The organism is Rhizobium sp. 05L429 (assembly GCF_056397645.1).
The window spans coordinates 85,426-98,256 of record NZ_JBFTNV010000019.1; the positions used below are offsets into that span (position 1 = coordinate 85,426).

The 12,831-nt window shown below is 59.7% G+C and carries 18 protein-coding genes; 2 read left to right on the top strand and 16 right to left on the bottom strand.

Annotation, left to right across the window (positions count from 1 at the left end; translation table 11 throughout):
• Positions 1-12: 12 nt before the first annotated feature.
• The 16 genes from AC1DNW_RS20405 to AC1DNW_RS20480 all read right to left on the bottom strand — a co-directional run bounded on the left by AC1DNW_RS20405 (position 13) and on the right by AC1DNW_RS20480 (position 11,704).
• Positions 13-759: a hypothetical protein gene (locus tag AC1DNW_RS20405; RefSeq protein ID WP_477854173.1), complete on the bottom strand. Its 747-nt coding sequence runs from the start codon at positions 757-759 to the stop codon at positions 13-15.
• Positions 756-1,226 carry a hypothetical protein gene (locus AC1DNW_RS20410; RefSeq protein ID WP_477854174.1) on the bottom strand — a complete coding sequence of 157 codons (471 nt, stop codon included), beginning with the start codon at positions 1,224-1,226 and terminating at the stop codon, positions 756-758. Before AC1DNW_RS20410 ends, AC1DNW_RS20405 begins: the two co-directional genes overlap by 4 nt.
• Positions 1,223-1,777: a GcrA family cell cycle regulator gene (locus tag AC1DNW_RS20415; RefSeq protein ID WP_477854175.1), complete on the bottom strand. Its 555-nt coding sequence runs from the start codon at positions 1,775-1,777 to the stop codon at positions 1,223-1,225. Before AC1DNW_RS20415 ends, AC1DNW_RS20410 begins: the two co-directional genes overlap by 4 nt.
• Positions 1,774-2,079: a hypothetical protein gene (locus tag AC1DNW_RS20420; RefSeq protein WP_477854176.1), complete on the bottom strand. Its 306-nt coding sequence runs from the start codon at positions 2,077-2,079 to the stop codon at positions 1,774-1,776. The genes AC1DNW_RS20415 and AC1DNW_RS20420 overlap by 4 nt, the downstream gene beginning before the upstream one ends.
• Positions 2,076-3,989 carry a DNA cytosine methyltransferase gene (locus tag AC1DNW_RS20425; protein WP_477854177.1) on the bottom strand — a complete coding sequence of 638 codons (1,914 nt, stop codon included), beginning with the start codon at positions 3,987-3,989 and terminating at the stop codon, positions 2,076-2,078. The genes AC1DNW_RS20420 and AC1DNW_RS20425 overlap by 4 nt, the downstream gene beginning before the upstream one ends.
• Complete coding sequence (locus AC1DNW_RS20430) at positions 3,986-5,497, bottom strand: DnaB-like helicase C-terminal domain-containing protein (protein ID WP_477854178.1); 1,512 nt, start codon at positions 5,495-5,497, stop codon at positions 3,986-3,988. Before AC1DNW_RS20430 ends, AC1DNW_RS20425 begins: the two co-directional genes overlap by 4 nt.
• On the bottom strand, positions 5,494-6,042 hold the full coding sequence (locus tag AC1DNW_RS20435; RefSeq protein ID WP_477854179.1) for a hypothetical protein: 549 nt from the start codon (positions 6,040-6,042) through the stop codon (positions 5,494-5,496). The genes AC1DNW_RS20430 and AC1DNW_RS20435 overlap by 4 nt, the downstream gene beginning before the upstream one ends.
• The gene (locus tag AC1DNW_RS20440; RefSeq protein ID WP_477854209.1) at positions 6,042-7,214 is read right to left on the bottom strand and encodes a DNA-methyltransferase; all 1,173 of its coding nucleotides are present in this window, start codon (positions 7,212-7,214) and stop codon (positions 6,042-6,044) included. Before AC1DNW_RS20440 ends, AC1DNW_RS20435 begins: the two co-directional genes overlap by 1 nt.
• A complete protein-coding gene (locus tag AC1DNW_RS20445) occupies positions 7,208-8,590 on the bottom strand; it encodes a DUF4942 domain-containing protein (protein ID WP_477854180.1) in 1,383 nt (460 codons plus the stop codon). The genes AC1DNW_RS20440 and AC1DNW_RS20445 overlap by 7 nt, the downstream gene beginning before the upstream one ends.
• Positions 8,587-9,210, bottom strand: a complete 624-nt coding sequence (locus AC1DNW_RS20450) for a hypothetical protein (RefSeq protein ID WP_477854181.1) — start codon at positions 9,208-9,210, stop codon at positions 8,587-8,589. Before AC1DNW_RS20450 ends, AC1DNW_RS20445 begins: the two co-directional genes overlap by 4 nt.
• A gap of 96 nt (positions 9,211-9,306) precedes the next feature.
• Positions 9,307-9,846 (bottom strand): hypothetical protein, encoded by a 540-nt coding sequence (locus AC1DNW_RS20455; protein WP_477854182.1) that lies wholly within the window; start codon positions 9,844-9,846, stop codon positions 9,307-9,309.
• A 5-nt stretch (positions 9,847-9,851) separates the two neighbouring features.
• Positions 9,852-10,292, bottom strand: a complete 441-nt coding sequence (locus tag AC1DNW_RS20460; protein ID WP_477854183.1) for a hypothetical protein — start codon at positions 10,290-10,292, stop codon at positions 9,852-9,854.
• A gap of 277 nt (positions 10,293-10,569) precedes the next feature.
• Positions 10,570-10,872 (bottom strand): LexA family protein, encoded by a 303-nt coding sequence (locus tag AC1DNW_RS20465; protein WP_477854184.1) that lies wholly within the window; start codon positions 10,870-10,872, stop codon positions 10,570-10,572.
• A complete protein-coding gene (locus AC1DNW_RS20470; protein WP_477854185.1) occupies positions 10,869-11,189 on the bottom strand; it encodes a hypothetical protein in 321 nt (106 codons plus the stop codon). Before AC1DNW_RS20470 ends, AC1DNW_RS20465 begins: the two co-directional genes overlap by 4 nt.
• Positions 11,190-11,192: 3 nt before the next feature.
• The gene (locus AC1DNW_RS20475; RefSeq protein ID WP_477854186.1) at positions 11,193-11,513 is read right to left on the bottom strand and encodes a hypothetical protein; all 321 of its coding nucleotides are present in this window, start codon (positions 11,511-11,513) and stop codon (positions 11,193-11,195) included.
• Positions 11,510-11,704, bottom strand: a complete 195-nt coding sequence (locus AC1DNW_RS20480; RefSeq protein ID WP_477854187.1) for a helix-turn-helix domain-containing protein — start codon at positions 11,702-11,704, stop codon at positions 11,510-11,512. Before AC1DNW_RS20480 ends, AC1DNW_RS20475 begins: the two co-directional genes overlap by 4 nt.
• 93 nt (positions 11,705-11,797) lie before the next feature.
• Between AC1DNW_RS20480 and AC1DNW_RS20485 the strand changes: the two genes are divergently transcribed.
• Together AC1DNW_RS20485 and AC1DNW_RS20490 are read left to right on the top strand one after the other, a co-directional pair.
• Positions 11,798-12,220, top strand: coding sequence for a helix-turn-helix domain-containing protein (locus AC1DNW_RS20485; RefSeq protein WP_477854188.1), 423 nt, complete (start codon positions 11,798-11,800; stop codon positions 12,218-12,220).
• 456 nt (positions 12,221-12,676) lie between these two features.
• Entirely contained in the window at positions 12,677-12,802 is a 126-nt protein-coding gene (locus AC1DNW_RS20490) for a hypothetical protein (RefSeq protein WP_477854189.1), read from the top strand.
• Positions 12,803-12,831: the final 29 nt, after the last annotated feature.

Genomic DNA, 12,831 nt, shown 5'->3' on the forward strand with positions numbered 1-12,831 from the left:
AACTCTGCCGCGTCATGCGGCGTGGTGCTTCTTGGCCTCTTCCTCGCGGCGTTTGGCTTCGCGCGCCCTGCGTTTTTCGTTTTGCTTGAGAGCCCAATCGAAATCGGTCAGTTCGCTATCGAAGTAGCAGGCCATCGGCTTCGCATCCGGTTCCCTGTAGGCGGTGCGCTCGTCTCTCGGCGCGTCGGCTGCGATGTTATCTGAAACATGCCAAAAAACGGGGGGTAGAGGCAACACAGCATTTTCACCGTTTTCACTATGCTGCGCATCCTCGCGAAGAAGATGAACTAATTCCGCTATTGCCTTGTCTTTTCTGCGCTGTCCGGTCATTTCATGAATGCCTTCGGACTTGCACCATTTGGTGAATGGTTTGCCTCCGGCTTTTGCCCGGGACCATGCCCAAAGTGCGCGCCGGTTCTTCTCGACGGTCACCCTGGCGACAAGGCTCATACGCTTTTCCCAGTCGGAAATGTCCGTCGGATCGAGCTTCTGGTGATCCGGATCCCAGAGCGCCATTCGCTCCTCGACGTAGCGTCCAAGGTCGCCGTCTTCCTGCTGGTCGCCAATCTTCTTGCGGTTGGCGACGCGCTCGCTCCTGGTCCGCCCTCCGACGGAGAACCAGCCTCGCATGTCTTCGGCGGTATGGAAGTATGGGATGTGCTGCGCTCTCAGCGGCTCGGGCCGCGCGAACTCAGCCGGCAATCGCTTCTCGATCGTGGCTCCCTTGATGAAGAGATCGATGATTTCTTCCCTGTTCATGCTGCTCCTCGTCTGTCGTCCAGAAGATCAGGCTGGACCGCCAGCGCCCCAAAGCGCCGCCGCATCCTCTCGTATATCATCCCCCCGAGGGCATGTCGTTTTGAGACCACCCCATCCAGGTCGAAAGCCCAGTATTGTAGGTACCCCAGCGGGATAGCATCGAAGAATGCGAACCAGGCGGAGACGTCGTTATCGACTAAAGTGGGGAAGTTCTTTGCCGCAGCTCGCACCATGTCCGACACTACCCAGAGAGACGTCTCATCGATGAACGCCTTGTTGTTTGCGGTCTCTGCCAACGTCATGACCACGAACCGCGCGTGTTCCTCGCCATGGCGCTTTCTGATGCGGTCGAGCGTGGCTATAGCCCTCGTTTGACCGATAGAAGGCATGACATGCGCCGGCACCACGGCAATGCCGTACTCGGCGAAGATCGCCAAAGCCTCCGGGTGCTCGGACGGATCTGTCATCTCTTCTCCCGTGGCCGATAAGCACGCCGCGCATGATGAGTGCAGTAGTTACCGGCCTCGGTGCCGGATGCGCAGAAGATAAAGGGGTGGCCGCTGTTCAATGGCCACTTGCATTCGTGCAACCCGAGGTCATGCAGCTCCTTACCGGTGAGCATCCTGTCCTGATCCGTTTCCTCGATCTGAAGGAGCTCTGCGGTGCCGGCCTGGAATTCACCAGCCTCGCGCGCTGCGGCCTCCATGCGCGCCCTGTGAACGCCTTTGGCGCTATAATGGCGACCATCGGTCTTCTCGATGTCGGTTGCCTTCTTCTCCCGCTTTTGTCTCGGAGGCAGGAGTTTCGGCGGGACGCCATTGGTGCGGGTGTATAGCGGCTTCTTCTTGCGGGACTTGAAGACGTCACGATGACGATGGACGTGGCCGAGAACCTGCATACGGGTGAGACCGAGAACCTTGCCGATCTGTGCGGCTGATAGGCCATCCTCGTTCCACAAGCGGGCGAGCGTTGCGATGCTGATCTGCCTCCCGTCGCTTATCTTGGCTACCGTGTTCATGCTGCGGCTCCTTTCCTCTCGACCTCGACCGTCTTACCGCCACCGCGGAAAAGCTTCTCCAGTCGTGCTTTGGCAAGCGCCTTCTTGCTGGTCGGGCCGGTGATCGACTCGGCAACGATCGGGCTGTTCATCTGGCGGAGGAACTCATTCTTGGCTGCCGCCTCTGCCTCGCCTTGGGTACCAAAAAGAATGTCATCCTTGCCTTTGCGAAGGATCCTGTTCTCGCCGTGGTGATATAGGCGGAACCAGGCAATCCAGCCGGTCGGGCGGCGGTGCGTTCCGAAGTCACACTTGTTCGTCATTCTGCTGCCTCGCGATATTGAATGAGGTGGTTGCAGTTGGCCGCAACGAGCGCCGCTGCCATCGGCGGGCAGACCGAATTGCCAACGCACGAGACCTGCACATTCTTCGGGAACGGGTTGCCGTCGAGATCGCGGTCGATCTCGTAATCCGTGGGGAAACCCTGCGCGTTGTAGAGCTCTCTCGGGCTCAGCATCCGCATGCCGATATCGACGATCACAAACTCTGCATCACCGACGGTCAGCGTGACGAATTCGCGATCATCCCAGAAGCCATAGGAGCGGAGGAAGTCGGCGACTTCGCGCGCCCGGGCGTACTGGTCTTCCGTAAATGGCGGTGCGGCGATAGACGCTTCGACGTGGCCGTGACGGTCCTTCGTCGTGATCGTGCGGCAAGGTTGGTCTTCTTCGCCACCATCGCCAGTCCCGTAGTAGGCCTGAAGGTATGGGGCGACGAGGAGCGATTTGCCGCCGCCGTCTGCCGTCGTGGTGCCCAGAGGCTTTTCTACATCGTGTCCAGTCGACGTGCCGAACTGTCGCGAGATGAAAGCCGTCACGGCGCCCTGCTGCGCTCCAGAAGCAGTAACTGTCGACATCGGCTCTTCGGCAGAGCGGCCGGGGTTAACGCCACCGACGCGCCTGCTGTCATTGTTATTCTGCGCCACGAAGGCGGCAGCGGCGCAAGTGTCGGCCTTGGCCGTAATGGTTGCGGACGGCTCGTCACCGCCTCGCGGACGGCTCTGCCCTGCCCGCCCGCCGCACCCGACAAGGGTAGGGATGATAACGGCGTTCTGATCCTTTTTACTGGCGCAAATGGTGTGGTGGGGTTCTTGCACCGAACGATTGGCGCCGCCCTGCTGCGCATAAGTGAGAACTGGAGCGACGATCGCGTGCCGGTTCTCAGTCGGAACGACCCTCAGTGGCTCTTCCGCGCTCGCTGACCGGTCCCTCCCGCCTGTACCTGGACCATAGAACGCGGAAAGATGGGGCGAGACGACAGCATGCTTGATGCCACCCGCGACTACGGTGCCGAGTGGAGCGTCGACGCCCATAGCGCGAGGCTGCTGCCCTGCCCGCTCGCCATAGCCTGTCTGTACGAGGAACGGACGCTCGGCATCGAGGACATACCGCTTCATGCCGCGAGCAACGCGGGCCATGGTGTTTTCAGCGAGTGGACGAACCGAGCGAAGGTGGTGCTTTTCCCAAACCTCGTCGGCGGTATCGAAGATCGACGGACACGCCAGCGACCAGTCGATACATTCAGCCGCGGTGCGCCATGGCTTCTTCCGGCCTGAATTAACATCGATATCATCGGGTGCACCATGCGTCGGCTCCGGCCAGATGATCGGCTTGCCGTCGCGACGGGCGATGACGAAGAGGCGCTTGCGGATCGTCGGCGCGCCATAGTCGCAGGCGCGAAGCTCGCGGTACTGAAGCTTATAGCCGGCCCGCTTCATCGCCTTGCACCACTTCTGGAAGGTTTCGCCGCGGCTGTCAGGGCACGGCATCAGACCCTTATCGGTCTCGATGAGCGGCCCCCAGTCCTTCCATTCCTCGACGTTCTCCATGATGATCACGTCCGGCTTGGCGCGCTCGGCCCACAGGACAATCACCCAAGCGAGATCGCGGATATTGCGCTCCACGGGCTTGCCACCCTTGGCCTTGGAGAAGTGCTTGCAATCCGGCGAGAACCAGGCGAGCCCGACATGCTTGCCGGCGACGTGGTCGAGGGGGTCGACCTTGAAGATGTTCTCCGACAGGTGGACTGTATCGGGGTGATTTGCCGCGTGCAGCGCCAGCGCAGCGGGATTGTGGTTGATGGCGATATCGGGCGATCGGCCCAAGGCCATCTCGATCCCAGTCGATGCACCGCCGCCGCCGGCAAAGCTGTCAACGATAAGCGGCTCGATCATAGGAAGCTCCCTTGCTGGTTCTGGTGAAGTTCGGTGAACATCGTGCGCGGCCCATCCCATCCGACCGACTTTCGCTGCGGCCACCGGGTATGCCTGGAGAGAGCGAGCACGATCTCCGCCTTGTTGCGGACGTCGCCCATGACCTCTTCCCAGACGATGTGAAGGTCATCGATCTCGGCCGGCTCGTTCTCGTCCATGACAGCTTCCGCCCGGAAAGGCGTGATGACGTGGTCCGCGTCCTTTTCGCAGGACCCGAACAGGTCGGCAGCCTTCGGGCGCCGGCCGATCACCTTCATGAACGTCTTGCGGTTGATGGTCCGATCGGTGATCTCGAAGATGTTCTTCTTGAGCTGCGCGGCCGCGACGATCGGGATCTTGTTGTTGCCGGCGAATACCTTCAGCTTGCGGGTGACGATCGAGGAGAACTCGGCGTCATTCGTCCTAGCGTGGTTGCTGTCCTTCTCGACGAGGCCGACGTGATCGACAACGCCCATGCCGCCGGGGTTGCGCTTTGAGAATTCGGCTAGGTCGCGTTCGATCTGGCGCAGCGTCATGGTGTCATCACGGATGAACACCCGGTCCTGCCACGTCTCGGCGTTGCGGCGAGCCGTTTCGAGCCGCTCGTAGTCGTGATCGCTGACCTTCCCGCGCACCTGCTGCCAAGCCTTGATATCAGTCAGACGGGCAAGAGCACGTCGGGCAAGCTCTTCGTCCTTCATCTCGCCTGAATTGATCCAGACCGGGTGCCCGTTGATCGCAGCGCCGGCCACGATTTGCTCGATCAGAGAGGATTTCCCGTGCTTGGTCATGCCGCCGATGATGATCTCTTGCCCCGGCAATAGCGGCCCGATCATCTGCATCAGGAAGGGAACGCCATAATCCACACCGGACAGCCCTCTGCCCTGATAGGCGGCGGCTGTGGTGGCAAGAGACCGCCTCGACGCCTCGGCCAGCGTCTTCGTCTTCTCCTCGCCGCTCAGCGCACGGCTGACGGCTTCGAACTTCGCCCGGAGCGCGTCGAACTCGTCCATGATGTCGAGCTCTTTGGAATAGGCCGTCTGCTCCATCTTCTGGCTGAGAGCGATGCAGGCGCGGCGGGCGGCGGTCTCGATGATAGCTCGGGCATAGTCCGGCGCGTTCAGCACGCTAACGGCCGCATGGACCAGTTTAGCGAGGTATTGGGCCATGGTGATCCCACCAACCATGCCGTCGGTGACGAAGTTCTTGACCGTGACCGGGTTCGCGACCCGGCCTGCCCGGCGCAGCTCGCTGGCGGCTTCGAATATCTGGCGATGGACCGGCTCGAAGAAATGTTCCGGCTCGATCGGTACGCGCAGCGCGTCCAAAGCCTCGTTGTTCATGAGGATCGCGCCGAGAAGCGCCTGTTCCGCGAGAATATTGCAGGGAACCTCCTGCACCTCGTCGGCATGGCCGAAATGGAGAGCACGCTCCTCTTCCGTGAACTCGTCTTGTTTGCGCTTATGCATGTTGGTCGGGTGCGCGTTCATGCAGCCACCTCTTCTTTCTCGATCGATGCGGTGGGCGCGCCCGTGATCCGGCGGTCCATTGCCTCGTTAATGAGGCGATCGGGTGCTGGCAGGGTGATGTTGAGGGCCTGAGGGATACGCTCGACGTCAGGACCGAACTTGGTGAAGGCTTCGAGGAAGGTCATAGGCGCACCCCGGCCTTTAGTCGCATACGCACCAGGGACCTCAGTCCGATTGCCGGAACGAGTGGATTGGCTGCGAATTTCTTCCGCGGTGAATACCTCTGAGGTGAAAAGATGAGCGACGATCTGTGGGACAAGCCAATCGAATTGATGATCGAGAACTCCGATCATTTCCTGAGTGTAGGCAGCACGCGGGATGCTATGGCGTGTCTGATGACCTCTTGGCCCACAAAAGGAGGGAAGTCCTTTTCCGCTGCTCGGCGAGCCTGTCTCGCCGCTATCGACGGGAAGGTCGCCAGAGAAAAAGCACAGCTCGCCTTCATTCGCGCGGCTGAGGAAGCCGGCCTCCTTAGGCGTTGATCGCGCTTGAGCATTCGTTGACATTATGCGGCCTCCTCATCTGCTCGAGGAGGATCGACGCGGCGCTGGGCAATATCGGCGTACTCAGGATTGAGTTCGATCATGATGCTGCGAAGGCCGAGCTGCTCGGCTACGAGCGAGACAGTGCCAGCGCCGCCGAATGGGTCGAAGACGACACCGGGTTCGCGGCCGAAAACTTCGCAGATCGGTCCGCAGCCTTCAGCAGCGCCACAGCAAGAGCAGATCGTCTTCGGAGTACCGGCTTTGATGCAGCGCTCGGCGAGCGCTGGCGGGAAAGTGGCGAAATGCGCTTCTCGGAAAGCTCGAGGTGCTATCGACCAGACGTTCCGGGCGTTTCGAGTCTCGGACGTGTGATTGTCCAACGCGGCATCGAAACTGCTGTTGTTCTTGATACCTAGCCCTGGCGCCACCGTCTTCTTGCGGGTGACCGGCACCCTATCGACGTTCTGGCGACTGTTGGGCCCGGGACGCCGATTATGCGTTCCGCCGGTGACGGGCTCGCGGATTTCCTCGTGATTGTAGAAATAGTCCTCGCCCTTGGTGAGCAGCCAGATCTTCTCGTGCGACGAGGTCGGGCGGTCATAGACCGATTCCGGCATGGGGTTCGGCTTGTGCCAGATGATCTCCGATCGGACGTACCAACCGTCATCCTGCAGGGCGATCGCCAAGCGGTTCGGGATCATGCAAAGGTCTTTTGGCTTCAGCAGCCCGCCAGCGACAACCCTACCCCCGTGCGCCGCGGCAATGTTGCCGTTGTTTGCCCCGGAGCCAACCCTCGAGGTTTTCTCAAAATTGGGGACATAGATCGGCCCGACCGTTGAAAACGGCTTGTCGCGGAACGTTCGGTCATCCGATCCGTCGGCTTTATATGCCGCAGCACTCTTACCGTTCGGCGCAGCGGCATAGCAGTCGCCGTAGTTCAGCCAGAGAGTGCCGGTGGGCTTCAGGATGCGCCAAACTTCGCGGAAGACGTTGACCATCACATCGAGGTGTTCGCCGAGCGTTGGCTCAAGTCCGATCTGCCCATCGACGCCATAATCGCGCAGCCCCCAATAAGGCGGCGACGTCACGACGCAATCTACGGAGTTCGCCGGCATCGTCCGCATGGCTTCGATGCAATCGCCAACGAGGATGGTGCAGCGGGCGTCGAGAAGAGAGCGGGCTTCGATCACCAGACCTTTCTCCCGTTCTTCCAGACCTTCAGCGTGATCGTGTTCACGTTGGTGCCGACGCTGGAAAAGGAGTTGCGTGGGTTGTCTGAAAAGGTGCCGTTGAGCCTGGCGATATGGTCGCGGAAGGCGATCGCCTTCTTGCTTTCGGCGAACTCGGTGTGGGCCGACATGATCGCGACGAGCAGCCCGTCATCCTTCAGGAACTTGAGAGCGTGTATGACGTGATCGATATCGCGCTCCCGGTCGAACGGCGGGTTCATGATCACGCGATCATAAAGGCCAATCGTTTCCGGCTTCAGCGACAGGAAATCGGCGCAGATGACGCGCCCATAGATGCCGGATGCCTTTAAGTCGTTGGCAAGATGAGGCTGGCATTCGATACAGTCGACCGAAACATCGGTCTTGACCGCACGTCTGGAAAGCTGGCCGGTGCCCGCGGATGGTTCCAGAACGCGGAGCTTGCCGTCCCTCGTCCACAAGCTGGCGGCCTCGACCGTGCGCTCCGCTAGGCTGTCCGGAGTCGGGAAGAAGCCGTAATTGCGAGCCATCTCACGCTTCGGCTCATGCAGTCCGCCGTCATCCTCTGGCTTGCGCTCTTCCGGGATGACCTCGCCGTAGTATTCACCAATCATCCGGTTGGCTCGCGCCACCAGGTCGTCGCGCTTGAACCAGAGATGAGCGTTGCCATTCTTGAAGATCCGGACGGTGTAGAATTCGCTCTGCACTTCCGTTTGGCGCGCGTTCCTGAAACCGTCGGTCATACGGACGCAGTCGATTTCCCCGACGATCCCGGCATAATCTGAAACTGGCTTCCGGCCATCGAGGAGAAGAAACGTCCGTTCGATGTCCTGCAGCGTCGACCGATGATCTCGGTAATAGTTCCAGTGCCCCCAGCAATCGAAAGCGCTCGTCAGGATGACACGGCTGCCAATCTTCCAGCCGGTATGCGATCGAAAGCGCCGATCTAGGTTGGAGAACATCTCCGCGATGCCGCGGCGGAAGATCATGCCGGCTTCTGCCATGAAGTGCTCGATCGTCGCGTAAGCGTTTTCTTCCGTGAATTCCGGTGCGTCGGTCATGAGCTGCTGGCGCAGATCGTCCTTCGCCTTCTTGTCCATCAAGTGGTTGAGCTCGGTCGAGTGGATCACCGAGTCCCAGACGCGCCCGTCGATATAGTGACGGTCGGTCATGTCCTTCACGTCATGGGTCGAAAACAATCCGGCGGCGAACGGCGCGGCTACCTTAAGGATACGAGCGGCCTCGGCCATCTGGGCTTTGGCTTCTTCTTCTGCTGCTCTCGCTCGCTGAAAGGCTGACAGGGCTGCGTCTCGGTGCCGGGCGATGTCGGCGATTGATGCGCGCGTGATAAGCTGGTTCATGCCGCAGCCTTTCGCTTCGCATCGAATGCCCCGCTGCGCAGTTCCATGAACCGCTGTTGCATCCATTTGATTTCCGGGATGGCGCAATTGTGCCAGCAGGTGCAGACGCCGATCGCCTCCGCGGCATCCCGCTGTTCGGCCTTGGTGGACGGTAGAACGATCTGCTCGCGCTGGGCGTAGGCGATGGCGAGGTCTTTCCAGTCCTGCCCCTCCGGCGGCTTGATGCCTTTGCCGAAATAGACCGGTCGCCAGGATGTGGCTGCAATCGTGCCGTACGGAATGCCGCGGATCTGGCAGATCGCAATGCAGGCGCCCGCTATGCCCGTAAGCTGCAGGGCGGCCGGGTTGATGGTCGAGGCCGTCTCTTCCTTGCCGGTGAGATCGGCCTTGCCCTTCTTTTTGAACTGTCTGACGCCGTGCTCCGGACGCTCGATCGCGACGAAGTCTGGTTTGTGCTCCTTCACGAGACGGTGGAAGAGATTGGCCGCAATGGCGTATTTTTCTTCCCAGTCATAGTTCTTGACGGTGAAGGTCCCGCAGATGATGGATGAGCGGTGCTTGTCGCTGTCGCGAAAAGCGAATCCGCTGGTGCTGGCAAGATCGAGACCGCAGATGATCAAAGGAACCTCCTGAAGGCTTGGGAAGAAAATCCGGTCATTTGCGACCGGCAGTTAGGCGGCTGGTCTTGGGAGGGTTTCAGCCGCCGGGAGGAGCTGTCAGTCGTCTTCGTCTTCAGGCGGCGCTTCCTTGTCGGTCTCGGCCTGGATGCGCGCCTCGATGTCAGGGAGAACCGTGTCGTATTCCGCGCGGCCGGCGTCGTAGCTCTCAAGCCAGAGCTTGTCGTCCGCAGACGCAGCATCGAATCCCGACACCCGATCGAGACCGTTCAGGCCAGCGAAGAAGCCCTTCGCGCGGATCATCCCTTCGCTGTCGACGCGGTCGACGCGGGAGAAGAGATCCCCCTTGATCGTCGGATCAGGGATGAGCCCGAGATAGGCCAGGTTCTCCATGTCGCGCTTCAGCTTATCGACCGGCTTCTGCTGATCCTCGGCATTGAAGGACTTCAGCAGGTGATCGAGCTGCGAGGACGGGATACCGGCCGCTTTCGCGTTAAGCCGGTTTTCCTTCTTCCTCGCTGCGAGGGCGCGGTTCTGAGCTTCCACGTCCCGATCGATGCGGTGGTAGTAGGCGAGCGTCACGCGCCGCTGCTGTTCCGCCTTGTTACTATTGTCGCCGACTGTCGCTGCTGCTGCCATTGCGCTCACCTTCCTTTAGGATTGATCCGTTCTTTCGCAGCGCGCGCTTTAGCTTCCAGAGCTTCCACGCCTGCGAGAATATCCGACACAGCATCATGGCCGTGCACCTCCTCGACTGCCTTGACCTCGTGTTCGAGCTGCTTGATGAGCGACAGGCAGAAATTGACGTATGCTGTCCGGATCGACCGGCAGAGCATGATGTCGAAGATTTTCCGCTGCCCGCGCATCAGGCGCTTGAAGCTGACCGCCGATATGCCGCATTGGCGGGCGAGCTTCGTGATGGCGCGATCCTCATCGCCCCACCCTTTGCATTCACGTTCAAACATCTTGCGGGCGAGTAGTGTCGCCTCTTCTGGGCTATATGCGTCGACTACGTACGACATCGCTTTCGCCTTATTCCCTGTTTTGAAATTGAACTTCGGTTGTGGTGTTTCTCTACCTGTCATGTTCGCCTGCCCTGCTAGATTGACCTTCGTCGAGCAGGCGGTGACAGGGTTATGCGTTCCCGCCTCTCGACGGGTGACTTGCCTGAAAGCTGAGCGTGGAACCTTGGGCTCGCAGGCGTGTGGAACGGAATGGAATGACGTTCTCCCCTACGGGGGCATCAGCGATGAGGACGCGCTCAGCAGCGGAAGCGCGAGCGTATCGGAAGGCCGCAGCCGTGAGGGCGACGACACATGAAACGATGACGGCGACAAGGATACCTTGAAGGATGACGAGCATTTACGCGGCCTCCACGATTGCAATTGAACCGGATGCAGTGCGTTGGATCAGCCCGTGGCTTTCGATCTTTACGACCATACGGTGCACGTTGCTGCGGGATGTCTGGCCCATGTGCTTTGCGATTGTCGCCAGCGACGGCGCGCATTCGTTCTCAGCGGCATAGGACCGGATGAAGTTGAGACACTGCCTCTGGCGAAGGGTCAGGGCTTCGATATGGGTGTCGGAAAGCTGCCGGCGGATCTCCTCGGCCAGAGCCGGATCCTCGCTGATAAGCTTCTTCGCGGCGGCTGCGATGTTGGTCATGCGTCCACCGTCTGCGTCTGACCGGTCAACATGGCCTGGAAGACGCTGATGTCGGTCTTGCGAGTGACGATGGGGCGGAAACGGTACGGGAAAAACCCTACTTCCATCCGGCCATTGTCCCAGTTCTCGACGGGGTTAACGACCTCCTTGAGGCGAAGGAGGATGCACTTTTGGCCGGTAACGCCCACCACCAACTCAACGTCGCGAACCGTGTAGACGGAACCCTTGGTCGGGGTGTTAACGAGAAACGCAAAGCTGTCTTCAAAGCTATCGTCAATGCAAACGACCTTCTGGCCGGCTTGGAACTTGCACTCCATGGTTCAGGCTCCCGATCCGCAGTCGTCGAGGAAGATGTGCTTGTGGACTATGAGGCCGGACGCAGGCGGTTCAACGCTCTCAGCGTTCGCCAGTTGGGCTTTGCCCGTCACTGCAGCAACTGCGCCGACGTCCGATTGGTTGAAGGGATGACTCGGCGTGACGAACTCCTGCCACGCGACAGACTGCTCGCGCGTTGCGAGGCCAACCCACCGGCCAGAGCCGAACTTGTCATGCCAGTGTGTCTTGATGACCTTGCCGCACTTGGTTGCGAGCCAGAGGTCTCGATCAGTCGGAGCTTCGGAAACGTTCTGGTTCCAGGTCATGCTGCGGACTCCGGCATGAGCGCTTCGACGTCGACGCCAGTAGCCTTGCTGATGGACAGAGCGAGAGGCAGAGAGGGGGTCGCCTGCCGCCGACGGATTTTGGTGATCATCGAGCGGTCGCATTTCACCAGAGCCGCCAGCGCCGCATCGGTCGTGCCCGTCTCGTCCATGTGTTCAGCGAGTGTTTTCATGTCGCCAAATGTGAATGTGATGAACGTGAATGTCAAGCACAATGTGAATGGGAATGCATGGAGAGTGTTCAAGGGCCATGAGATAATCCGGCTATGGCACCTGTGAAGAAAGAATTGGCCCCGTTGGGCCGAACCTACATCGTCGAGTGGCGCGAGGCGCGCGGGCTGACCCAAGAGCAGCTTGCCGAAGGCATCGATTTGTCGCGCAGCGCGCTATCAAAGATTGAAACATCCGACGCGCCCTACACTCAGCGAACGCTGGAAAAGATGGCAGCCGTGTTGAAGTGCAAGCCCTATGAGCTGCTCATGCCTTTTGCTGAGGAAGAGGCAAAATCACCTGAGACGGCGCTACGCTCGGCTATGCTTGCCTACGGAGTTGATCATACGCAACTCGACTTGGCGGTTAGCATCATCGGCCGGTTCGTTCTCACGAGGGCATCCGGGGAGCAATCAGGACAAAGCCAGTCTGATGATCAATCTCAACACGCCAGTCGCCGCCGTGAACCAACGCCATGAGAGATGAGATTTCCGCGGCCTTGCGCTTGATAACGATCTCGGGTGGGGCCGGTGGAACAGCGCCTGCCGCCTCGAACAGATTCGCCACTATCTCGTCATTGCGAGTTTTATACTTCGGCCGAATTTGGTGAATGATCGCCACTGAAATTCCCTACGCCTGGCCAACCAGAACTAGAACCAATAGTGAACAAAACTGGAGTCCAGTTCAAGCGGGAAAGGATGGCGACGGGCTAGAGAACGCCCAAGCGATTGAATCAAGGGGCTAATATTTTGGGATCGCTTCCAGGTTTCATATCTGAACTTGTTCGCGCCGCAAACGAATTCAGCAGGATCGGCGATTTCGAAAAACGCCGGCTGCTCGATCGCGCGTATCGGACGGTGGAGGAAATGCGGGCGGAGATAAAACCGTCGGAAAGGCGGGGATCCGATTATGACTCGGCGATCGATTTCCTGACGATGTCCAGATCTCCGGAAAGCTTCACCACTGACGAGATCAAGGAAGCCCTGCTCGATGCAGCGGACATGCTCCGAACATTGAAGATCGTTTTGGACGCAAAGGAAGAGGTCTTGAGAGGGGAATAGGGCCGATCTCCACCCTTCCAATTACTCCC